Source organism: Vibrio sp. Isolate23 (assembly GCF_022398095.1).
In the GTDB taxonomy this organism is placed as follows: Bacteria; Pseudomonadota; Gammaproteobacteria; order Enterobacterales; family Vibrionaceae; genus Vibrio; species Vibrio coralliilyticus_A.
Genome location: NZ_JAKEUV010000001.1, coordinates 1,546,533 through 1,569,362, shown reverse-complemented (window position 1 = coordinate 1,569,362; position 22,830 = coordinate 1,546,533). Strand labels below are relative to the sequence as shown.

Below are 22,830 nucleotides of genomic sequence, written 5' to 3'. Positions count from 1 at the left end.
AATTACTGTAAATCATGCCGTTAGATAGGATTAGAATCAACCCAACATTCTAATTATATATCAATACACTGTGACACATGGCACAAAGTCGGAGTCACGTCAGGTGATCTGATTAAAACAACGCCTAATTATCTCTGAATTCGTTTAAGTGCTTGGTTAATATTAGCTTAAACACTGAATGTCGGAGTGCATAAATGAATAGTCTAAGCCACTTACTTAAACCAAAGTCAGTCGCTGTTGTTGGAGCTTCGACCAGAGCGATGCGAGCAGGCAATATCGTTATGAAGAATCTTCTTCAAGGCGGGTTCGAAGGTGCAATTATGCCCGTCACTCCACGTTATAGCTCAGTGTGTGGTGTTCTTGCTTATAAAGATATAGATTCACTTCCCATTACACCAGATGTCGCTATTTTATGTACAAACGCGAGCCGGAATTTAGAACTCTTCAGGCAGCTTGCCGAGAAAAAAGTAAAAATGGTTATTGTTCTCTCTGCAGATATGCATTTGGCTACTGACGATGGTTGTAGTATTCAGGAAGCCTGTCTTACGGTCGCTCAACAGTCCAATATGCGAGTATTAGGTCCTAATAGCCTTGGTATGATCCTACCTTGGATCAATTTTAACGCATCATTTTCGCCGGTCACTGCGCAGCAAGGGAAAATTGCTTTTATCTCTCAATCAGCAGCGATGTGCACCACAATACTCGATTGGGCAAATGACAAAAACATTGGCTTTTCTGCTTTTATCTCTCTTGGTAATGCCCTCGATATAGACTTTGCAGATTTGCTCGATCACCTAAGTACTGATGCTCATACGGAAGCTATACTGCTTTACGTCGATACCATTAAAGACGCTAGGCGATTTATGTCGGCAGCTCGCGCGGCATCTCGAAATCGTCGAATTTTGGTATTGAAAGGAGGTAAAACGTCAGCAGGTCGGTTAGCCGCTCAAGCCCACACTGGTGGAGACAATACCCTCGATATTATTTATGACTCAGCAATTCGCCGTTCCGGTATGTTAAGGGTAAACAACTCACATGAGCTATTTGCTGCAGTAGAAACACTAACTCATTCAGTCCCACTTCGTGGTGAACGCCTTGCCATTATCACTAATGGTGGCGGTCCCGCAATCATGGCCGTTGATACCCTGCTAGTCCGTGGCGGGAAACTAGCTGCTCTTCCAGACGAAGTGATAGAACAGCTCAGTGGCGTATTACCTTCCAGTTGGAGTTACAATAACCCGATTGATTTAGTGGGTGATGCAGGACCTCGGCGTTATATTGATACACTCAATATTTTAATGGATAGCGACTGTGCTGATGCCATTCTGATTATGCATAGCCCTTCTGCTATCGCCCACTCCGAGAAAACGGCGATGGCTATCGTGGAAGCAATTAAAGCGCACCCTAGGCATAAACGATTTAATATACTCACTAACTGGTCCGGTGAACTTACGGCGCGGCCTGCCCGTCAAATATTTACTCAAGCAGGAATTCCAACCTACCGAACGCCCGAAAGTGCCGTTGTTGCATTCATGCACTTGGTTGAGTACAGGAGAAATCAAAAACAATTGATGGAGACACCAACCACTGCAGAACCAGTGCATATTAGAGAGTTAAATGAAGCCAAGAAATGGATAAACAACAAACTACTGGATAAAGAAACAGTATCACTAGATACTCACCAAATTGGGCAATTTCTTAAGCACTTTGATTTTAATGTCTTACCCACTTGGATTGCTTCTGATGCCAGTGAAGCGGTCCACGTTGCCGAACAAATTGGTTACCCTGTCGCAGTAAAACTCCGATCTCCAGATATTGCCCATAAGTCTGATGTACAAGGGGTTATGCTCAACTTACGTAATAGTCATGAAGTCGCCAGTGCTTCACAAGCGATTCTCGACAGAACGAAGCTTTCCTATCCTTCTGCTCATGTGCATGGCCTTTTGGTTCAAGGCATGGCAAAACTTGCAGGTGGCGAAGAGATACGTATCAAAGTCAAAACCGATGAGACATTTGGCCCTGTGATTTTAATTGGGCAAGGCGGCTCAGAGTGGGATGAGTCTATCGATGCGGCGTCTGCGCTCCCACCGCTCAACATGACACTGGCTCGCTATTTGATCGTCAGGGCAATAAAGAGCGGTAAAATTCGCTTGCAAAAGCTACCCATACCAATGGATATCCAAGGCCTGTCTGAACTTCTAGTTCGGATATCACAAATGGTCGTGGATTGCCCTCAAGTTCACGAGCTGGATATCCATCCAGTTCTTGCAGTTGGAGATAGCTTTACCATTCTCGATGCAGATTTAATCCTCAAACAATATCAAGGTGATGCTCAAAAACGGTTAGCTATTCGCCCATACCCAGTTGAGTATGAAGAAAAAATTGAGTTAAGAGATGGTGAAGTCATCCTATTACGCCCTATCCTTCCTGAAGACGAACCTGGCCATGCAGATTTTATTCGTAATGTATCTAAAGAAGATCTGTACAAGCGTTTTTTTAGTGATGTAGGAGAGTTTAACCACGAGGCTCTAGCTAACTTGACGCAAATTGATTACGACCGAGAAATGGCGTTTGTTGCCGTAGCTGACTATGATTCGCAACCGAAAATCATCGGTGTCTCTCGTGCATTGATAAACCCTGAAAATACAGATGCTGAGTTTGCGATTTTGATTCGATCTGACCTCAAAGGAAAAGGGCTCGGTAAGATTTTGATGAACAAAATCATAGACTACTGTCGCCACAAAGGAACTCAGCAAATGTCAGGTATGACAATGCCAACTAACAGGGGAATGTTGATGTTGGCACAGAAACTCGGGTTCAAACTTGATGTTCAGTTTGAAGATGGCGTCGCTGACATGGTACTCCCGCTTCAGTAAGCCAGCAACGAGCTTGGATCACTCTTTAAGCATCCAATTTTTCTTAAGATACTTAATACACCATGATTTAGCTTCACCCATTTGGTTTCTTTTCCAAGCAAGTATGATGTCTATATCAAACGTTTCCGTATCTGAGATCTTAGCTAGCGTTCCATCATCTATTAAAGGCTTTGCCACCGATTGCGGCAGGGTTCCGATTCCTAAGCCGGATTGCAGAGCTTTAACTTTGGCCGGTAGATTGCTCACGGTTAGCCGTGGTTGTCTTTGAAGGATGTTAACGCTTATAGCTGGTTGTTCTCGTGCGGTATCAGCAATTGCGATGACTCGATATTTAGCTCTTGCTGCTTCATCGAATGGGCCGTTCCGTTTATGGACATAATGATTCGGTGCTGCGACCCAAATCATTTTCAATGAACCAATCGATTCGGCTTTCACATCAAGTGGTAACGTTTCTGGTTTTGGGCAGACCAACAGATCAGATCGACTTTCATCAAGTGACTCCCAACAACCGGCAAGAATCTCTTCTTGTAGCCGAATACGTGTTGAACTGACGTTACTTAAAGCCTCTACCATAGGGAAAAAATGCTGTACCGGAATCACCCCATCAAAAGCGAGTGTGATATCTAACTCCCAGCCATTAGCAAGCACACTAGCATCATTAACCAGCTTTTCAGTCGCTGCTAAAATGGCTCGCCCTCTTTCAAGAATGAGCTTACCGGCACTGGTGAAACTCGCTTTGTGCCCTGAGCGGTCAAAGATCATGATGTCTAGATCTTGTTCAAGTTTCTGTATCTGATAACTCAGCGATGAAGGTGCTCTATCGAGCTCATTCGCTGCTGCTGCGAAGCTTCCTCTGCGATCTATTGCATCGAGAATATGCATGGCTTCTAGAGTAATTGGACTTTGCAATGCTGTTATTCCTATTAATATAAATTAATGATTAGCGAAAATAATCACATTTCCAGCGTACTAAATAAATCTTTACAATTGTAAATAAAATGTTTATCCAACTGTATTAAAAAGACTTTTAATTAATTAACACGAAGATCGGTAAAATAAGTAACACGAATAAATAATACGAACGATAGTAATTATCATTTAGATCCTATAGAGTTCTGTCCGTCCCAAACATAAGCCTCATTGTGGATTTAAAGGTAATTACAACAATGTATAAAAAATCATTATTATCAGCTTCAATTATACTCGCTCTTACCTCGAACGCGCACGCTGAAGAGTATGCATTATTTGACGAGGTCGTGGTATCCGCTTCTCGCACAGAACAGCAACTTGAAGATGTGGCAGGTTCTGTCTCTGTTGTTACAGCAGATGATATCGAAAACAACATGACAACAGGTTTGGAAGATGTATTTAAGTACACACCTGGGGTCACAATTCAAAGTAATTCACGTCAAGGTGTTCAGAGCATCAACATTCGCGGTATGGAGGGAAATCGTATCAAGGTGTTAGTCGACGGGGTTTCTCAAACAAATCAATTTACCCCTTCCGGTACTCAATCATACAACTTCATAAACTCTTCTCGTGTTGATGTAGACACCGATCTCTTAAAGTCAGTTGAAATCGTTAAAGGTGCAGCGTCATCTCTTTACGGCTCAGATGCGATTGGGGGTATCGTTGCTTTTGAAACGATTGATCCTCAGGACCTTCTTGATGGCCGTGAGTCAGGTGGCCACCTCAAATTCAACTACTCTTCATCAAGTAATACTTTTAGTGAGTCTGTCGCTGTAGCTAAGAAGTTTGATGATTTAGAAGCGCTAGTTGCCTATACAAGACGTGATGGCGACGAACCTGATAACTTTGGGACGCCTGACAAGCAAGATACGACAAATAATAACTTACTTGTAAAACTGGATTACAAAGTCAATGACGATCACCGTCTTAAGTTCACTGGTAATGTGATTCACAATACCGTAGATACTGATCTTACAAGCACTAGCTACACTAACTATACCGGTGACGACACCACTGAACAGCAACAAATTGGCATCGAGCATATTTGGAACACTAATGCTCAGTTCGCGGATACTCTTACTTGGCAGCTCGATTGGCTGAAAAAGGAAGAAAATGGTGTTACAAACCGCACATCGAATGGCGGAATGTTTTTGCCAACAGCAGGTAATGTTCAAAAGAAAGACTATATCTACGAAGACAAAGGGATACAGTTTGATTTGCAGCTAGATAAGTCTTTCTCTGTAGGGAATGCAGAACACTACTTGATTTATGGTGCCGAATATTCTGATAAAGACATCAAAAATCTTAACAATGAATATAACTCCATTGATGCAGACAAAGTCATTTTCTATATCCCTGCAGCATCTGAAACACGATATGGCTTCTTCGTACAGGACGAAATAACGTTTGGTAACCTTGTTGTTACACCAGGTATCCGTTTTGACTCATTTGAGACAGATCCGGGTGATGCAAGCTCAAACCCAAGTGGGAACGACCAATCAGAATACAAAAAATACTCTGACTCTGCATTGACAGGCCGCCTTGGCACAGTCTATACGCTAGATGAACAAAACAAAGTTTTTGCTCAGATTAGCCAAGGCTTCCGCGCACCAGACTTCCAAGAACTATATTACTCATTTGGTAATCCAGCTCACGGTTACATTAACTCACCAAACCCTGATTTAGAAGCCGAAGAAAGTGTTTCTTACGAGCTTGGTTGGCGCCATAATACCAACGTTTCTTCCTCAGAAATCTCGTTGTTCTATAGTGATTATGACAACTTCATTGATTCGCAAATAGTAAGTGGTTCAAATACGCCAGCTGATCCTTCGGTATACAAAAACGTAAACATAGACGAAGCCAAAATTAAAGGTATTGAAGCTTCAAACACATTCTATTGGGATGAGATTGCTCCTGTGGAAGGCTTCAGCTCACGTATCGCCGCTGTTTACACTGAAGGTGAGGACAACGAAGGTAAGCCGCTGAACAGCGTAAATCCTTGGAATGCAATCGTTGGTGTCAATTATGACTCTCCTACTGGCTCTTGGGGTACATCATTTAGTGTAAGTTATACTGCCGGTAAAGATACTAAAGACATTAACTCATCGGGCTCTAGCGATGAATATATAACAATTTCAAGCGCTACAGTGGCAGACCTGACCGCATACTATGTTCCTGTTGAGGATCTAACCCTACGTGCTGGTATTTTCAATCTTGCGGACAAAGAATACTATAACTGGAATGACGTACGTGGCTTGACTGAGGAAAACAAAGATTTGACTCAAGCAGGTCGTAACTGGGCCATTACTGCTAAGTACGAATTTTAAAACCTACCTTTAACTAAGTCCCAAAAGCCATCGCTGGACACTCTGCTTTAACAGAGGTAACAGCGATGGCTTTACTTATAACTAGCTAATATTTGAACTGGGAAACTTCCGCATTTAACTGCTCAGCCTGTGAAGACAAGCCCTGAAGAACATTATCCACATCACTAACTTGGCTCGATACCGCTGAAGATGCATCTGCAATAGAGGTAATACTGCCACTGATCTCATCAGTCACCGCTCTTTGCTCTTCGGTTGCTGCCGCAATTTGCACATTCATTTCGTTAAGATCGTTCAGCATAGTCACGATCTGTTCCAGCATGACTGCGTTTTGGTCACACGTATCTACTCCTTGTGAAACCGTGCTATTAGCGTTTTCTATACTCTTCGATACATCATTAGTTTCACGTTGCAAGGATTCAATCTTCTCACGTATTTCTTCTGTTGATGATTGAGTACGCCCAGCTAGGGAGCGGACTTCATCCGCAACCACAGCAAAACCGCGGCCTTGTTCCCCCGCCCTTGCCGCTTCAATAGCAGCATTGAGAGCAAGTAAATTTGTTTGCTCTGCAATACCTTGTATGACATCCAATACTTCAGCAATGGAGTTACTTTCATGATGTAAACGACCAATAGCCTCGACAGCGGTCTGCATTTCTTCGTTTAAACGTGAGATTTCTGAGCCCAAATTACGTCCGACAGTTACCCCTTCACTGCCTGTATCGTTCGCATTCTTAACAAACTCAGCAGCTCGACTCGCAAACTGTGCCACCTCAGCAATTGAGGCACTCATTTCGTTTACCGCAGTCGCTACCGACTCCGTTCTGTGATTCTGATCCTGAACGGCCGCTCGGGTACTGTTCATATTCCCCGTCATACTTTGAGTATTACTATTGAGGTTTTCGGTCGCCTCAGCAAACTTACGAATAATATCCTGTAAGTGAGTAAAGAGAGAGTTGAGGGACATCGCCAAATCCGCCATTTCATCTTTACCATCTTCCTCAAGCCGTTCTGTCAAATCATTGTCACGACTGATTTTTTGTATTTTCTCGCTCGCAATGCGTATAGGTCGCGCAATGCTGTTACCAAGGAAGTATGAAACTAATACGGCTGCTATGACACCTACGACAATACTGGTCATCACCGTCGTAAAGTTGGACTGAACAAGTGCATCCAAATCCGCTAACGCTTCTGCCTTATCTATTTCAGTCACAATCGCCCACTGCAATCCCGCAGCATCTAGAGGAGAATACACCGACAAAACTTCTATACCACGGTAATCATTAATCACATTAGAACCACTTTGCCCTCGGAATGCTGCTTTAACGCTATCCGTATCCACCATCTGACGACCAATCGCTGAAGATTTACCTTGTATTTGTTCAATAATCGAGCTAGAAACTCCTGAGCTTTCTAGCTCCTTAAAATATTGGTCAGGAGCTTCGATAAGAAAGCGAGATTCACTTCTTAACAAATGATCAGGCCCAACAAGATACGTTTCTCCTGAATCACCGAGTCCAGCATAACTCCAGTTTTCCTCAAAGGTCATAATACCGTTAATCTTATCGACGGGCATCTGGAATATCAGTACACCAATAGTTTGATTATCCACTCTGACCGGAGTGGCAATAAAGGAGGCTGCCGCTTCATATGAAGGAAAGTATGGCGCAAAGTCCTCAAGGTGATATTGAGAAGCCCCCAAATTTAGCGCCCCTTTGAACGCTCTGGCGATACCGCTGCCTGCATAAGGGCCAGAGTTAAGGTTTGTCGCATAATCAAGCTCTTTGAACACCGAATAAATAACATTGCCGCTAGGATCGACTAGGAAAATGTCGTAATAACCAAACTCTTCTAAAAAGCCTTTGATGCTTGGGTGGTACTTACGATGCACTTCATCGTATCCCGTACCCAGTGAGTCTGCCATCATTTGATGCTTTTCGCCTAGTGGATTTGGGTTGACACCTATGTAACGAGCTTGAAGTGCTTTGGCTCTCGGTGACAACATATTCAACTTCTGCATTTCATTTGCAGAGTTTCCGCCATTAGCCGTTCGATAGGTTGTACCGAAACTCGACGTGTAATAATTGCTAAGGCGAGATAAATCACTGGCACTCACAGATTCAACAGGATAACGCTCAAATGTGTCCTTAAACGCCACCATCGCATCCCTGACACCAATGGAGTTTGCTGTGGTCAACATTTGCCCACGTATGTGTTGGAAGTAATTTTCTATTTCACTTCTTTTGTTTTCTCGAATGGAAGTAAGCTGACTAATGGCACGTTGAAACAGTGCTTGTTCTGAGAGCACTGACGCTCTCCATCCTACAAAAATCCCTGTTGCAACAACGGCAATACTACATAACAAGGTTGAAGCCAAAACTATTTTAGTGGCAATCTTCATAACCGAACCTCTTTGCGGAAACTCCATCTCCGCCTCTGTTTATTCAGAAGAGTCTTGCCAGCTGACGTACGATTTATATGCATTTAGTGATATAAGTGTAATCATAAAAGTAGATTTTTTCGATCCAGGTTGGATTTATTGTTTTGTAGAAAATTAAACCCTGAGGTTAATAAATACGTAACCATTTGAAAAAAACAGAAAATATTCAATTTCATCTACTCATTAAGTAGTAATTTAGGACTGGTCTGACCTATTTATTTCATCAAAAAATAATTCTCGATCAACTTATATGTGCCTGTAATAGAGTCATTTAATAAAGCAAGAATGTCGTGTGCGAATTAATGACATCATAGAGTTATTCATTTAGTAACGAGTTTGGCTCTGTTTTGAGTATCAAAAAGAAGTTTTTAAACAAATTTTGCAAAAAAATCCGGATAATATTCTTGTAAAATTATCCAAATCGATAGTGAATCTTTTCAGATTTCGATATTTCCACTCAAAAAAACCAGCACTTTCATCTGTTTTTTAACGTTTGTAAGAATTAGTTTACTCCAAGGGAACGCCCTAAATCAGGCGCAATTTAACATTTTGGTTACACTTAGGTTAACTGGCATAACCAAGATTCATCACTGGATTAAGTTTATATAGCAGTGTGAAAGAATGCATATGGCTAATTCTCTAGAATAGTATTTCAGGCTATAACAGAGTTCAGTGCGCGAAAGTTGGTTTTGCCCGGAGGATGTTAATCAATTGCTGCCAAAGAATGCAGCGCAACAAGGAGCTTGAGATGAACGTTCAGGCCTTACCCATGAATCGTTTTATCGATCATCATGGTCAAGTAGTTAAACCACTCCCTGAGTGGGCTGATGCTGCAACACTGAAAAAGTTCTATTGCGACATGGTTGTCGCGCGCACCTACGACAATAAAGCTGTCGCCTTACAAAGAACCGGAAAGCTAGGAACCTACCCATCTCACTTGGGAGCAGAAGCCTTTGGTATAGCCATCGGCCACGCACTACGAGTACAAGATGTTTTCGTCCCCTATTATCGTGATATGCCTGCAATGTGGGTTCGCGGTATAGGTATGGAGAAGAATCTTCAATACTGGGGTGGTGATGAACGCGGTAGTGACTTCTGCCCTGAGGGTAGTCATCTATCGTGCCAAGACTTACCATTCTGTGTTCCTATTGCCACACAATGTACTCATGCAGTTGGTGTGGCGGCGGCGTTAAAAATAGCAGGCGACCATAATGCTGCACTCGTCACCTGTGGCGATGGTGCAACATCGAAAGGTGATTTCCTTGAATCTATCAACTGTGCTGGTACTTGGAATATTCCACTGGTGTTTGTGGTTAACAATAACCAATGGGCCATTTCCGTCCCTCGTGCTCTACAGTGCGCAGCTGATTTTCTCTCAGAGAAAGCTAAAGGGGCGGGAATACCAGGTATTACCGTGGACGGTAATGATGTCGTTGCCATGTTTGACGCTGTATCTACCGCCCTAGATAGAGCAAGAAAAGGTAAAGGCGCAACGCTTATTGAGGCAATCAGCTATCGTCTCAGTGATCATACGACCGCAGATGATGCCAGCCGCTACCGTAGCAAAGATGAACTAAACCAAGCTTGGCAGTACGAACCCATTCTCCGCCTCAAAAATTACCTCCTCAATTACGGGCACTGGTCTGAAGAAGAAGAGCAAGCCTTACTTTCTCAAGCAAAGCTAGAAGTCGAAGAAGCGGTTGAACGTTATCTTAACCTCCCTCCTCAAGCTCCTGAATCTGCGTTTGACTATCTGTACGAATCCCCCGTTACAGAACTGAATAACCAGAGAGATGAACTTATCAATAAAGCGATGCGAATACAGGGAGGCAAACATGTCTGAGATTACACTCGTTGAAGCAGTTAACCTCGCCTTGCATCATGAAATGAGCAAGGATTCTAAGGTTGTCGTTTTAGGTGAAGATGTGGGTGACAATGGTGGTGTATTCCGTGCCACTGTTGGGCTAAAAGAAAAGTTTGGTCTAAAACGAGTCATTGACACCCCACTTGCAGAAGCCTTGATCGGTGGTGTGAGTGTCGGTATGGCAACGCAGGGCTTGAGACCTGTGGCAGAGTTTCAGTTCCAAGGGTTTGTGTTTCCCGCCATGGAGCACCTGATGTGTCACGCTGCTCGAATGCGTAATCGAACACGAGGCCGCCTAACCTGCCCTGCGGTTTTTCGTGCACCTTTTGGCGGTGGTATCCATGCACCAGAGCATCATTCAGAGAGCATCGAAGCTCTGTTTGCTCACATTCCAGGGTTCAGAGTTGTGATTCCATCATCACCCCAGCGTGCTTATGGATTACTGCTAGCGGCTATTCGCAGTAATGATCCTGTGATGTTCTTTGAGCCAAAACGTATTTACCGCACAGTTAAATCTAATGTCATTGATAATGGCGAAGCTCTACCGCTTGATAGTTGTTTTACTCTTCGTAAAGGCCGTGACGTCACACTAGTCACATGGGGCGCTTGTGTAGTTGAGTCATTACAAGCAGCGCAAAGGCTGTCAGAACAAGGTATTGAAGCTGAGGTAATAGATCTCGCGAGCATCAAACCTATCGATATGGATACTATTTTGAAATCGCTCGACAAGACAGGACGCTTACTGGTCGTGCACGAAGCCAGTAAAACCTGTGGTGTCGGTGCGGAGATCATTGCGCGTGCGGCCGAACATGCTATGTGCACTCTTAAGGCGCCACCGAAACGCGTAACAGGTATGGACACGGTTATGCCTTACTACCGAAATGAAGATTACTTTATGATTCAGGAAGAAGACATTGTTATTGCAGCAAAAGAACTCGTGGAGGGATGGAAATGAGATCATTTTTATTGCCAGATCTTGGTGAAGGGCTCGCAGAGTCAGAGATTGTGCAATGGCATGTGAACGTCGGTGATATGGTCGAAGTAGACCAAATTATATTAACAGTCGAAACAGCAAAAGCTGTTGTTGAAGTACCAGCCCCCTATAGTGGTAAAATTGTCAGCCGACATGGAGAGGAAGGTGATGTCATCAATATCGGTAGCCTTCTATTAGAAATCGAAGAAGAAGGGACGACAAAGAAAGCAGAATCCAAGCAAAAAGATGCTGCAACTGTTGTTGGCAATGTCTCAAGCCAAACTCATCAAGTCGATGTCGACGATTTTTGGATCGGTGCTTCACACAACACCAGCGAAGGCTCCCCGATCACAGCGATGCCTTCTGCACGTTTATTGGCGAAAAAGCTCGGGGTGGATCTTCTTCGAGTAAAGGGCAGCGGCCATGACGGCATAATTACCGACGCTGATATTTACGAAGAAGCTGGCAAACAGCAACCGGGAACAGAAGTGCTAAAAGGTGCTCGTAGAACCATGGCTGGCACCATGGCTGAGTCTCATCACAATGTGGCGTCAGTGACGATTACTGAGGAGGCCTTGTTAGAAAATTGGAAAAAAGGGGAAGATATCTCGAGTCGGCTGATCCAATCCATTGTGCATGCCTGTGAGAAAGAGCCAGCACTTAATGCTTGGTTTGACGCTGAAACAATGACTCGATGCGTACATAGCTCTGTGAATATTGGTATTGCAGTGGACAGCAGCCACGGTTTATACGTCCCCGTTCTGCGTAACGCTAACGAGGTGAAAACGGAAGATATACGCTCGTGGTTAAATGAAACCGTGACAGGCATCCGTGACCGGAAAATTGGCCGTGAGCAGTTGCAACATGCCACTATCACATTGTCTAATTTTGGTGCCATTGCAGGGATTTATGCGACTCCGGTTGTCTCCCCTCCTCAGGTGGCGATCGTCGGTGCGGGGCGTATTATTGAAAAAGTCGTAATGCGAAATAATGAAGCGGTCGCAGTCAAAGCGATGCCACTCTCGGTCACTTTTGACCATAGAGCGTGCACCGGAGGCGAAGCCGCTCGCTTTACCAAACTATTAGTTGAGCACTTGGAAATGAAGCTTAACTAGCTTTTTTAGCCGCGACTTGGTTGCGGCCATTTTCCTTCGCGCTATAGAGTGCCTGATCTGCGCGCTCTATGGCGCTTTGCCAATCATCGCTACCGTTAAACTGAGTCACGCCAAAGCTTGCGGTACAAAAATCGACATTACTCGGTAACATTTTTGCTTTCTTAATCGCCTCTCTCAGCTTTTCGGCTACAATGACCGCATTTTCAGTATCAGTATTTGGTAATAAGACTAAAAATTCTTCCCCACCATAGCGAAAGCTTAAATCGTCTTTACGGGTTTGCAGTATCAGAAGCTTACCCATAGTCCTTAGCACTCGATCCCCAGCTTGATGCCCATATGTGTCGTTGATTTTTTTAAAGTGATCGATATCAAGAAGTAACAACGATAGAGGTTGCCTGTGTCGGCTCGAACGAGCTACTTCCCTAGGAAGTAGCTCTTCCAAAGCACGACGGTTATAAAGCTGGGTCAATTCATCTTTGATGGAAGTATCATAGATAGTCGCAACAAGTCGCCCTGTTAGCATCCATGTCACTGAAAAACCGATGAATATGATCATGAGTAATGTACTAACAAACGCCAGTTGATGAGCGGTTCCAGAAATCATGAAGTCATCAATTCTTTGCTCAAACAGCGTCCAGATAAAACGGAATAAATTATAGATGCCCTGTGTTGATAATCCTATTGAAAGCAGATACTTAGAGGGTGTCATGTCGGCATTTTTGCCTTTTTGATTAGCAATAATAGTAATGAAGCATAAACTTGATACATACGTGCTCATAAGAATGACACGTGCATTGGTCGAAGGCATAAAGAACGTAAAATAGGTTAACCCGACTATCAATACTGGAAAAGTATAAAAACCTATGTTGGCAGTTTTTCTCGGGAAGCCTCTGAATTGACAAACTCCCCAAAGTAAAATGATGTAACTAAACGCCATTAAAGAGTTGGCGAGTATCTTAGAGATCCAATGAGTGATTTGATTACCAAAGCTAAGGAGAAGGAAACTCACGGAGAGTAAAAGCAGCGCAAAAGCTATTGTGCTAATACCTCTAACGGTAGGTTGAAGTTGCTGAATCAATAACAATCCAATGCAATAACATAAAGCCAACAAAACACAGATAATAGACAATGTGGCTATATCTAAGTGTATGCTCATCGAATCCCCTCACTAAACACCAATAGATTGAGTTTAGGAGAATTATTGCTCGCTTACACATAAAACCCCGCTAATTTTTAGCGGGGTTTTACTTTTAAATTGAGTTAGTTAATTCTGGTAATATTTCAAACAGGTCGCCAACCAAGCCATAATCGGCAATCTGGAATATGGGAGCCTCAGGATCACTATTGATAGCGACAATCACCTTAGAATCTTTCATTCCAGCTAAGTGCTGAATCGCCCCTGAAATCCCGACTGCAATATATAGATCTGGCGCAACAATCTTGCCCGTTTGCCCCACTTGCAGGTCATTAGAGACAAAGCCTGCATCTACAGCAGCACGTGACGCGCCAATAGCACCACCTAACTTATCAGCGAGCTGCTCGACCATCACAAAGTTCTCTTTACTAGCAAGACCTCGGCCGCCAGACACAACCACTCTCGCAGCAGGTAAATCTGGACGTGCACTTTCTGTTCTCTGACGCTCCACCAATTGGGATAAATCGTTTACGACGTTAATATCCACAGGCTTGATCTCTGCGGAAGAATCGTCGTCTATCGGTACCATATCGAATGCAGAGCTTCGAATGGTCATCATTTTAATCCGGTCTGATGATTTTACTTTTGCTAGCGCATTACCGGCATAGATAGGTCTGATAACAGTATCCTCAGACTCAATCTTAATAACATCTGATAATTGTCCGACATCCAGTAAAGCCGCCACTCTTGGCATTAGGTTCTTACCAAACGTCGTCGCAGGAGCAAGCACATGTGTAAAGTCCGCCGCAACCTGTTGTACTAATGAAGCACAGTTCTCTGCTAGCTGATCTTGATAAGCGTCTGAATCTGCGACCAACACTTCTTTGACTATATCGACTTTAGCGACTTGCTCTACGACTCGCTGACAAGCTCTGCCTACGACCAGTGCGCTGATTTCAGTGCTGAGTGATGACGCCGCTGACAAGGTTTTCAATGTATCCGCTATCAAGGTCTGGTTATCGTGCTCGACGATGACTAAGGTTTTCGCATTCATACTTATTCCCCTCACAACACCTTGGCTTCATTCTTAAGTTTATCAACCAGTTCCCCCACACTGGAGACCATCACTCCAGAAGAACGCTCAGCTGGAGTCATTACTTCGATGATTTCATGGCTGCGTACCAAATCGACACCGAGATCCGCTGCTGAAATAACATCTAAAGGTTTTTTCTTGGCTTTCATGATATTCGGTAATGAAGCATAACGAGGTTCGTTAAGACGTAAATCGGTACTAATGATCGCAGGTAAGGCCAATTTCACCGTTTCTAAACCGCCATCCACTTCGCGTGTTACACTTACCCACTCTCCGTCGACTTGGACTTTGGAAGCAAATGTGCCTTGAGGTCTATGAGTCAACGCGGCGAGCATTTGCGCGACCTGATTGTTGTCAGTGTCAATGGATTGTTTACCCAGAAGGACGATGCCAGGTTGCTCTTGCTCGATTAAGCCTTTCAGTAACTTTGCCACGACTAGCGGCTCTGGTGACTCATTTGCCTCTATGTGAATAGCTCTATCAGCACCTAGCGCCAATGCCCCCCTAAGGTTCTCTTGACACGCAGTATCACCAATAGAGACGACAATCACCTCTTCTGCAACACCGGATTCTTTCAGGCGAACCGCTTCTTCCACAGCAATTTCGCAAAATGGGTTCATCGACATTTTGACGTTGTTGGTTTCAACACCACTGCCATCACTCTTCACCCTAACTTTGACATAAGGGTCAATCACTCGCTTTATGGCGACTAGTATTTTCACATCTCCTCCTTGGTGCTAAAGCATTTCCAGAACGATAACAAGTAGATAGATGATGTGTTTATCGTTGTTTTATGTCGCAATTTTGCGGCTTAACATCACATTAAACACAACTCGTGTCGGTTTTTTAACCTATACTCAGCTTAGTAAAGTTTACGTTTACGTCAACTGCACTATATTTATCTATAAGAATTAATTGGCAAGGTAGGTTTACACCATGGAAAGAGAATGTATGGAGTTTGATGTCGTCGTCGTCGGAGCCGGACCTGCGGGGTTGTCGACCGCAATCAAACTCGCCCAACTCAGTAAAATCAACGAAGTACCTCTATCAATCTGTGTTGTTGAAAAAGGGGCTGAAGTCGGTGCACATATACTTTCAGGTGCGATTTTTGAAACCAAAGCATTGGATGAACTTTTCCCTGACTGGAAAGAACTTGGTGCGCCAATCAATAATCCCGTCACCCGTGATGAGTTCATGTACATGACGACAGCAAGCAACCATATCAAGATGCCTGCATTTTTGACTCCCAAGCTAATGCACAACAGTTCCAACAACCACGTAATTAGCCTAGCCAACTTGTGCCGCTGGCTTGGTCAGAAAGCCGAAGAGTTGGAGATTGAAGTCTATCCGGGTTTTGCCGCCGCTAGTGTGAATTATGATGAGTCAGGTGTAGTTACTGGGATTAACACATCCGATATGGGTCTGAACAAATCAGGAGAACAAAAACCAACGTTTGAAGCTGGGATAGAACTGAAAGCCAAATATACTGTGTTTGCTGAAGGTGCACGCGGTCACTTGGGCAAACAGTTAATCAATAAATTCAACCTCAGTGAGGGTCGACAACCGCAACACTATGCTCTTGGATTAAAAGAAATCTGGCAACTCCCTCCGGACAGCGAGATCCATAAGGCAGGTAGTGTGCTTCATTGCGCAGGTTGGCCTCTGAACGAAACAGACTCTAGCGGTGGTAGTTTTCTTTATCATCTAGAAGGTAATCAGGTCGTCGTCGGGTTGATCATTGATTTAAACTACTCGAACCCATACCTCAGCCCATTCGATGAATTTCAACGTTTTAAGCACCACCCTGTGATTCGACAATACCTCGAAGGCGGTGAACGGATTTCGTATGGCGCAAGAGCGATCGCTAAAGGCGGTTTTGACTCATTACCCAAACAGCAGTTTCCGGGTGGGCTACTGATTGGTTGCGACGCAGGGACGTTGAATTCAGGAAAAATCAAAGGCAGTCATACTGCTATGAAATCCGGCATGCTCGCTGCCGAAGCGGTGTTTGACGCACTCCAAGCAGACGATAGCCAGAAAGTAGCTGATTATCAAAACCTGTTTGAGTCATCGTGGCTGTTTGACGAGCTAAAGCAGAGCCGAAACTTCGCCTCTTCAATCCACAAATACGGTGCGATTATGGGAGGCGCATTAGCAACCTTCGAACAAAACATCTGGCAGTCTCTATTTAACAAAGCAGCACCGTGGACGATTTCAGATCCGCAAGCAGATTACCTTTCGATGAAAGAAATTTCCCGGTGCGACGCGATTCACTATCCTAAACCCGATGGAAAACTAAGTTTTGATAAGCCCTCTTCTGTTTACCTTTCAGGCACACAGCATGAAGAAGACCAACCCTGTCATCTGATTATTGCCAGTGAAAGTATCTCTATTGAAAATCACCTGCCTCTTTTTGATGAGCCCAGCCAACGCTACTGCCCTGCTGGCGTGTATGAAATTGTCACGGTAGATAACAAGCCAAAGCTACAGATCAATGCCGCCAACTGCTTGCACTGCAAAACCTGTGATATAAAAGATCCTTCGCAAAATATCACTTGGATACCGCCAGAAGGTGGCGGTGGTCCCAATTATCAGAATATGTAACTGTATTTAACGAGAAATCCAGCACTTAGTGAAAGTGATCAAAGTTTCAATTTCTTACGTATATGAGAATAGGTCTCAACTACAAACCGTGAGGAATAAATATGATTAAACGTAGTGTTGGAATTCTTGCTGTTGTCATTGGTTCGGTCAGCTTCGGAGCTCAAGCAAGCGCAGAATGTTCTGTTTCTGTTGATGCGAACGACATGATGCAGTTCTCAACTAACAGCATTAGCGTCCCGTCTAGCTGTCAAGAAGTTACACTAACGTTGAACCATACAGGTAAGCTAGCTGCAACCTCTATGGGACACAACGTGGTTATCACCGATACAGCAAATGTTCAGGCTGTGGGTACAGAAGGTATGTCTGCGGGAGCGGCGAACAACTACGTCAAACCAGATGATGCACGTGTTTACGCGTTCACCAAAATCATTGGTGGTGGTGAAAGCACTTCAGTGACATTCAGTACAGAAAAAATGAGTCCAGGTGGTGACTACACCTTCTTCTGTTCTTTCCCTGGCCACTGGGCAATTATGAAAGGGAAGTTCGAGTTAAAGTAACTCATTTCTAAAACAAAAAAAGGCACGTAACTCACGTGCCTTTTAACGCTTGAAAGCTTAAGCTTTACATAAATATACCGCCGTCGACTTCAAATACACGCGCATTCACATAGTCATTCTCAAAGATAAACTTAGCCGTATTAGCAATTTCTTTGGGATCGCCCATCCGACCCACAGGTACCATTCTTTCCAGACGCTCACGCGCTTCTGGTTTCATCGCTCCCGTCATCGATGTCTCAATCACACCAGGTGCAATAGCGGCCGCTCGAATACCGTACCTTGCCAGCTCTTTACCCCAAGTCGCCGCCAGAGTCGCTACAGCTGCTTTAGACGCCGCATAGTTTGTCTGACCGATGTTTCCAGCACGAGCAACGCTAGAAATGTTGATGATGACCCCTTTCCGGTTGGAATTGATCATCTGAACCGCTGCTTCTCGTCCACACAAAAACGTTCCAGTAAGGTTCACGTCAATCACGGAGTTGAATTGCTCAAGCGACATTTTAGTCATCTCACCATCTTTGACTTTCACCAGTAAACCATCGCGAAGAATCCCAGCATTGTTGATCAGACCGTCTAGCTGCCCGAAATCAGTGACAATGTCACTAAATACCTGCTCCACTTCATGCTCATCCGTCACATTAGCTTTGTAAGTCAGTGCTTTAACCCCGAGCATATTGCACTGTTCTTTGGTGTCCATCAGGGCATCTTCGTTAACATCCAGTAGGGCCAGTTCCGCGCCAGCTTGCGCGAGTGTGATAGCCATCATCTGGCCTAAGCCTTGCCCTGCACCAGTAATCGCTATTACGCTCTGTTTTAGATCCATCGGCGAACTCCGTTACTTTTTAGATTGATAAAACTCGAACAAACTTGAAAAGTCTAGCTCTTCATTGCCATTAGCGTTGTGAAAAGCATACAGATTTCGGGCTAATGACCCCATCGGCACGGAAGATTGACTCTGCGAAGCAGCATCCAACCCTAACCCCAAGTCTTTAAGCATCAGTTTACTCATAAAACCTGGCTTAAATTCGTTGCTAGCAGGTGCTGTTTCCATCACACCTGGGCAAGGGTTATACAGTTCCAGTGCCCAGTTTCGGCCAGAGCTCTGCAGCATGATGTTAGAAAGGACTTTCGGGTCCAATCCATTATCAATGCCTAGGTTTAGTGCTTCACAAGTCCCTGACATAAGAATACCCAACATCAGGTTGTTGCAGATTTTACCCATCTGTCCATCACCAGCTTTACCAGCATGGAAGATGTTTTTGCCCATATGTTTAAGCACAGACTCTGCTTTTTCAAAGGCACTGTCTGAACCTCCTACAATGAAGGTCAGCGTCCCCGCTTTTGCCCCTGCCACACCGCCAGAGACAGGGGCATCAACAAAATCAAGCCCCTTCTCTGCCGCACACTGAGCAACAATGCGAGCTGACTGAGGGTCAATAGTCGAAGAGTCAATCAGAAAAGTACCATCTTCAACCATATTTAGTAAGCCAACACCACCGCTATGGTCGCCAAGATATACAGCTCGTACATGCTCGCCCGCTGGTAACATTGTTACTACCGTATCCGCGCCTTTGACGGCACCTTCCACTGTGGGCGCAGCAACGGCACCGGCGGACTCCAGTTTTTTTACTGCTTCAGGCATTAAGTCGAACACTTGCACTTTCAAACCAGCAGCAAGTAAGTTTTCGGCCATCGGGCCGCCCATATTACCTAAACCTATAAACGCTATGGTACTCATGAATTATTTCCTTCTTTCCCTGCTCGTAGAGCTTAGTAATGGCCCAGTTGTGCCAACGGGTGCGACTTTTCATCCCAAAGAGATGTAAACAAGGTATCAATCACGGCTTCATTGACATTATCGACACGGCTGAACTGCCATTTAGGCTCACCATCTTTATCAATCAGTCTGGCTCTGACGCCCTCTCGGAATTCCCCTAACAGCCCAGAACGTACCGAGAGATTCAATTCAAGACGAAAACAATCGGCTAATGACAGATCTTTGTATCGATTCAACTGCCTGAAACAAATATGGGATGTGATCGGGCTGCCTGAGGCATGATTTCTCTTCGCAACGTCGAGCCACTTACTTTGGCCTTCCAGATCCAGAATGTTTTTACTTACTTCTACAACATCACTAGCGCTGCACGCGCGTTGGATATCCTGCATAAAGGGTTGCATTTGCGGGTCTGGCTTGTGGCCGTTAACTTTGTCACCGAATTCAATGAGCAAGTCTGTCACCGCTTCATAAGCGTCTTCCTGCTCGTCCCAGAGTAAAGATAACAAGCGCTCAACCAGCGACTCTTTCTCTTCTGAAAGCACCATGTGGTCAGCTAAATTTACATCAAGCGCATCGCTACCGTTGATCATCACTCCCGTTAAACCGAGGAATAGCCCCACCCCAGGTTCAAGCCTATTAAGGAACCACGTGGCCCCGACATCGGGATACAGACCAATACTCACTTCGGGCATGGCCAAGCGTGTTGATGGCGTCACCACTTTGTGGCTAGAGCCCATATAAAGGCCCATTCCGCCGCCCATGATGATGCCTTCACCCCACGCGATAATTGGCTTACAGTAGGTGTGGATCAGATAGTCACATTCGTACTCAAGTTTGAAAAAAGTGGTACAGAACGCTTCGATTTCCTGACTGGATTTATCTCGCATGACGTCATGCATGGTGCGTACGTCACCACCAGCACAGAACGCTTTCTCACCTTGCCCTTCCAACAAGACACAAGCAATAGTGTCGTCTTCTTGCCAGCTTTCGAGTTTCTCTGTGAGCAAAACTAACATGTCATAGGTCAAGGCATTCAGTGAGGGCGCATTATCAAGAGTCGCCACACCAATCTTGGTATTCCCATCCTGGCATGGCAGCTCTTTAAAATGAACGGTTGCTGTCATGTTGCCTCCTAGCCATTTTTCCATTGAGGTTGACGTTTTTCTAGGAACGCGTTGACACCTTCTGTTTGATCTTGAGTGTCAAACAACTGAATAAACAGTTCACGCTCCTTCATCAAACCGTGTGCTAGTGGGCTCGTCCTTGTGTTTTGTATCAATGATTTACAAGCAGTGACCGAAGACGGAGATTGATTTGCCACCATTTCTGCAAGGCTAATTGCTGCATCAAGGGCATTCCCTTTGCTGACAACCTCTTCAACCAACTTGATGTTGAGTGCTTTTGCCGCATCAATCTGTTCACCGCACAAGATGACGCGTTTCGCCCAGCCTTCACCGACAAGCGCTGTCAGGTTTTGCGTACCACCAGCACAAGGCAATAGGCCAACTTTGGCTTCTGGAAGCGCCATAACCGCCTGCTCTTCTGCGATTCGAATGTCACAAGCTAGTGCCACTTCCAGACCGCCCCCCATCGCATAGCCATTAATGGCGGCAATGGAAACACCACGGAATGCAGATAAGGTTTCAAATGCCTCACCAAACAAGCGCGACATATCTACTGCGACAGATTTGTCACCATCAGCAAACAATTTAAGGTCAGCACCGGCAGAGAAGAACTTCTCACCCTGCCCGGTAATAACTAAGGCGTAAACGTCTTTGTTCTCATTAAGGTCTAAGACGAGTTGTTTCAATTGAGCCAGACTTTGCGCTGTCCACGTATTCGCCGGAGGGTTGTTCATGGTAACGACTGCGACATGGTTGCGAATCGTATGTTGAATGGTACTTCCTTCTGAATGATTCATCGTTGAGCATCCTTTCGATTAGAGTAGTTGAGAGCCTTCAGCCAGCATTCGACGCGCGATGATCAATCGCATGATTTCATTAGTACCTTCAAGGATCTGGTGAACACGCACATCGCGGAAATGACGCTCCATCGGGTACTCTTTGATATAGCCGTAACCACCGTATAACTGAAGTGCCTGGTCACAAATCTTAAAACCGACATCGGTTGCAAATCGTTTTGCCATCGCACAATATGCCGTGGCTTCTGGGTCCTGATTGTCCAATTTGCTTGCCGCGAGGCGCACCATTTGTCTGGCAGCGACCAGCTCAGTCACCATGTCAGCTAACCTGAACTGCAGCCCCTGAAAATGAGCCAGTTCTTTACCAAACTGTTTGCGCTCTTTGACGTATTGCATCGCCTCATTCAATGCCTGCTGCGCAGTACCTATGGAACAAGTCGCGATATTGATGCGTCCTCCATCCAGCCCTTTCATAGCGAACGTAAAGCCTTCCCCTTCTTTCCCTAACAAGTACTTTTCAGGTACTACAACATTGTCAAACGTGATGGCACGTGTTGGTTGACTGTTCCATCCCATTTTGGGCTCTTTTCGCCCATAGCTGATACCTTCCGCACCCGCAGGAATGACAAAAGCAGAAACACCTTTTGCTGAGCTATCGCCTGTACGCGCCATCACGACTAACACTTCTGTGTCACCAGCACCGGAGATAAAGGTTTTACCGCCATTGATGATGTACTCATCGCCCTGCTTTTTCGCAGAGGTTGTCAATGAAGCGGCATCGGATCCCGCGTTCGGCTCAGTTAAACAATATGAACCAAGCCAATCGCCAGTGATCAGTTTTGGACAAAACTCTTCTTTAGCTTCCTCAGTGGCAAAACTGGCGATCATCCAGGTCACCATGTTGTGAATGGTCATGAATGCCGTGGTGGAGGTGCACCCCATCGCCAGTTGCTCAAAGATGATCGAGGAATCAAGACGGCTGAGTTGCAAGCCCCCCTGATCTTCCGGCGTATACAGGCTTAGAAAACCTAATTCACCTGCAGCTTTGAGTACGTCTTTCGGAAACAGCTGCTTTTCATCCCACTCAGCAGCCATCGGCGCTAACTCATCCATCGCAAACTGCAGAGCGGTTTCAGCAAATGCACGTTGGTCTTCATTAAGTTCAAAATCCATTTGTCCTCC

17 protein-coding genes are annotated in these 22,830 nt (G+C 44.8%); 7 read left to right on the top strand and 10 right to left on the bottom strand.

What is annotated here, in order from left to right; translation table 11 throughout:
* Window positions 1-194 precede the first annotated feature (194 nt).
* Window positions 195-2,876 carry a bifunctional acetate--CoA ligase family protein/GNAT family N-acetyltransferase gene (locus L1D31_RS07070; RefSeq protein ID WP_239836336.1) on the top strand — a complete coding sequence of 894 codons (2,682 nt, stop codon included), beginning with the start codon at window positions 195-197 and terminating at the stop codon, window positions 2,874-2,876.
* 18 nt (window positions 2,877-2,894) lie between these two features.
* Here L1D31_RS07070 and L1D31_RS07065 read toward each other — a convergent pair whose 3' ends face one another.
* Window positions 2,895-3,785: a LysR family transcriptional regulator gene (locus L1D31_RS07065; protein WP_239836335.1), complete on the bottom strand. Its 891-nt coding sequence runs from the start codon at window positions 3,783-3,785 to the stop codon at window positions 2,895-2,897.
* A gap of 257 nt (window positions 3,786-4,042) precedes the next feature.
* Here L1D31_RS07065 and L1D31_RS07060 point away from each other — a divergent pair, with 257 nt between their 5' ends.
* A complete protein-coding gene (locus L1D31_RS07060; protein ID WP_239836334.1) occupies window positions 4,043-6,172 on the top strand; it encodes a TonB-dependent hemoglobin/transferrin/lactoferrin family receptor in 2,130 nt (709 codons plus the stop codon).
* An 85-nt stretch (window positions 6,173-6,257) separates the two neighbouring features.
* On the opposite strand, the gene L1D31_RS07055 is transcribed toward L1D31_RS07060, so the two are convergent.
* Window positions 6,258-8,570 carry a methyl-accepting chemotaxis protein gene (locus tag L1D31_RS07055; protein WP_239836333.1) on the bottom strand — a complete coding sequence of 771 codons (2,313 nt, stop codon included), beginning with the start codon at window positions 8,568-8,570 and terminating at the stop codon, window positions 6,258-6,260.
* A 787-nt stretch (window positions 8,571-9,357) separates the two neighbouring features.
* Between L1D31_RS07055 and pdhA the strand changes: the two genes are divergently transcribed.
* From pdhA to L1D31_RS07040, 3 genes are read left to right on the top strand one after another with little or no spacing between them, the layout of a single operon-like run.
* Window positions 9,358-10,452 (top strand): pyruvate dehydrogenase (acetyl-transferring) E1 component subunit alpha, encoded by a 1,095-nt coding sequence (pdhA, locus tag L1D31_RS07050; RefSeq protein WP_239836332.1) that lies wholly within the window; start codon window positions 9,358-9,360, stop codon window positions 10,450-10,452.
* Window positions 10,445-11,428: an alpha-ketoacid dehydrogenase subunit beta gene (locus L1D31_RS07045; protein WP_239836331.1), complete on the top strand. Its 984-nt coding sequence runs from the start codon at window positions 10,445-10,447 to the stop codon at window positions 11,426-11,428. The genes pdhA and L1D31_RS07045 overlap by 8 nt, the downstream gene beginning before the upstream one ends.
* Window positions 11,425-12,561 (top strand): dihydrolipoamide acetyltransferase family protein, encoded by a 1,137-nt coding sequence (locus L1D31_RS07040; protein WP_239836330.1) that lies wholly within the window; start codon window positions 11,425-11,427, stop codon window positions 12,559-12,561. Before L1D31_RS07045 ends, L1D31_RS07040 begins: the two co-directional genes overlap by 4 nt.
* On the opposite strand, the gene L1D31_RS07035 is transcribed toward L1D31_RS07040, so the two are convergent.
* From L1D31_RS07035 to L1D31_RS07025, 3 genes are all read right to left on the bottom strand, one after another.
* Window positions 12,554-13,717 carry a GGDEF domain-containing protein gene (locus L1D31_RS07035; protein ID WP_239836329.1) on the bottom strand — a complete coding sequence of 388 codons (1,164 nt, stop codon included), beginning with the start codon at window positions 13,715-13,717 and terminating at the stop codon, window positions 12,554-12,556. The genes L1D31_RS07040 and L1D31_RS07035 overlap by 8 nt on opposite strands.
* A 94-nt stretch (window positions 13,718-13,811) precedes the next feature.
* Window positions 13,812-14,750, bottom strand: a complete 939-nt coding sequence (locus tag L1D31_RS07030) for an FAD-binding protein (protein ID WP_239836328.1) — start codon at window positions 14,748-14,750, stop codon at window positions 13,812-13,814.
* An 11-nt stretch (window positions 14,751-14,761) separates the two neighbouring features.
* The gene (locus L1D31_RS07025) at window positions 14,762-15,511 is read right to left on the bottom strand and encodes an electron transfer flavoprotein subunit beta/FixA family protein (protein ID WP_239836327.1); all 750 of its coding nucleotides are present in this window, start codon (window positions 15,509-15,511) and stop codon (window positions 14,762-14,764) included.
* A 214-nt stretch (window positions 15,512-15,725) separates the two neighbouring features.
* Here L1D31_RS07025 and L1D31_RS07020 point away from each other — a divergent pair, with 214 nt between their 5' ends.
* Window positions 15,726-17,393, top strand: a complete 1,668-nt coding sequence (locus L1D31_RS07020; RefSeq protein ID WP_239836326.1) for an electron transfer flavoprotein-ubiquinone oxidoreductase — start codon at window positions 15,726-15,728, stop codon at window positions 17,391-17,393.
* Window positions 17,394-17,494: 101 nt separating this feature from the next.
* Entirely contained in the window at window positions 17,495-17,950 is a 456-nt protein-coding gene (gene azu / locus L1D31_RS07015) for an azurin (protein WP_239836325.1), read from the top strand.
* A 64-nt stretch (window positions 17,951-18,014) separates the two neighbouring features.
* Here the strand turns inward: azu and L1D31_RS07010 are convergent, their stop codons facing one another.
* From L1D31_RS07010 to L1D31_RS06990, 5 genes are read right to left on the bottom strand one after another with little or no spacing between them, the layout of a single operon-like run.
* Window positions 18,015-18,773 carry an SDR family oxidoreductase gene (locus tag L1D31_RS07010; RefSeq protein WP_239836324.1) on the bottom strand — a complete coding sequence of 253 codons (759 nt, stop codon included), beginning with the start codon at window positions 18,771-18,773 and terminating at the stop codon, window positions 18,015-18,017.
* A gap of 12 nt (window positions 18,774-18,785) precedes the next feature.
* Window positions 18,786-19,688 carry a 3-hydroxyisobutyrate dehydrogenase gene (gene mmsB, locus L1D31_RS07005; protein WP_239836323.1) on the bottom strand — a complete coding sequence of 301 codons (903 nt, stop codon included), beginning with the start codon at window positions 19,686-19,688 and terminating at the stop codon, window positions 18,786-18,788.
* A gap of 32 nt (window positions 19,689-19,720) precedes the next feature.
* The gene (locus L1D31_RS07000) at window positions 19,721-20,851 is read right to left on the bottom strand and encodes an enoyl-CoA hydratase/isomerase family protein (protein ID WP_239836322.1); all 1,131 of its coding nucleotides are present in this window, start codon (window positions 20,849-20,851) and stop codon (window positions 19,721-19,723) included.
* Window positions 20,852-20,859: 8 nt separating this feature from the next.
* Window positions 20,860-21,648, bottom strand: a complete 789-nt coding sequence (locus L1D31_RS06995) for an enoyl-CoA hydratase (protein WP_021455857.1) — start codon at window positions 21,646-21,648, stop codon at window positions 20,860-20,862.
* 18 nt (window positions 21,649-21,666) lie between these two features.
* A complete protein-coding gene (locus L1D31_RS06990; RefSeq protein ID WP_239836321.1) occupies window positions 21,667-22,821 on the bottom strand; it encodes an acyl-CoA dehydrogenase family protein in 1,155 nt (384 codons plus the stop codon).
* Between the last annotated feature and the right edge of the window lie 9 nt (window positions 22,822-22,830).

Bases quoted from the DNA above. Each gene is read 5' to 3' on its own strand.
- L1D31_RS07070 (WP_239836336.1), top strand. From the start codon at position 195: ATGAATAGTCTAAGCCACTTACTTAAACCAAAGTCAGTCGCTGTTGTT.
- L1D31_RS07060 (WP_239836334.1), top strand. From the start codon at position 4,043: ATGTATAAAAAATCATTATTATCAGCTTCAATTATACTCGCTCTTACC.
- L1D31_RS07055 (WP_239836333.1), bottom strand. From the start codon at position 8,570: ATGAAGATTGCCACTAAAATAGTTTTGGCTTCAACCTTGTTATGTAGT.
- pdhA (WP_239836332.1), top strand. From the start codon at position 9,358: ATGAACGTTCAGGCCTTACCCATGAATCGTTTTATCGATCATCATGGT.
- L1D31_RS07045 (WP_239836331.1), top strand. From the start codon at position 10,445: ATGTCTGAGATTACACTCGTTGAAGCAGTTAACCTCGCCTTGCATCAT.
- L1D31_RS07040 (WP_239836330.1), top strand. From the start codon at position 11,425: ATGAGATCATTTTTATTGCCAGATCTTGGTGAAGGGCTCGCAGAGTCA.
- L1D31_RS07035 (WP_239836329.1), bottom strand. From the start codon at position 13,717: ATGAGCATACACTTAGATATAGCCACATTGTCTATTATCTGTGTTTTG.
- L1D31_RS07030 (WP_239836328.1), bottom strand. From the start codon at position 14,750: ATGAATGCGAAAACCTTAGTCATCGTCGAGCACGATAACCAGACCTTG.
- L1D31_RS07020 (WP_239836326.1), top strand. From the start codon at position 15,726: ATGGAAAGAGAATGTATGGAGTTTGATGTCGTCGTCGTCGGAGCCGGA.
- azu (WP_239836325.1), top strand. From the start codon at position 17,495: ATGATTAAACGTAGTGTTGGAATTCTTGCTGTTGTCATTGGTTCGGTC.
- L1D31_RS07010 (WP_239836324.1), bottom strand. From the start codon at position 18,773: ATGGATCTAAAACAGAGCGTAATAGCGATTACTGGTGCAGGGCAAGGC.
- mmsB (WP_239836323.1), bottom strand. From the start codon at position 19,688: ATGAGTACCATAGCGTTTATAGGTTTAGGTAATATGGGCGGCCCGATG.
- L1D31_RS07000 (WP_239836322.1), bottom strand. From the start codon at position 20,851: ATGACAGCAACCGTTCATTTTAAAGAGCTGCCATGCCAGGATGGGAAT.
- L1D31_RS06995 (WP_021455857.1), bottom strand. From the start codon at position 21,648: ATGAATCATTCAGAAGGAAGTACCATTCAACATACGATTCGCAACCAT.
- L1D31_RS06990 (WP_239836321.1), bottom strand. From the start codon at position 22,821: ATGGATTTTGAACTTAATGAAGACCAACGTGCATTTGCTGAAACCGCT.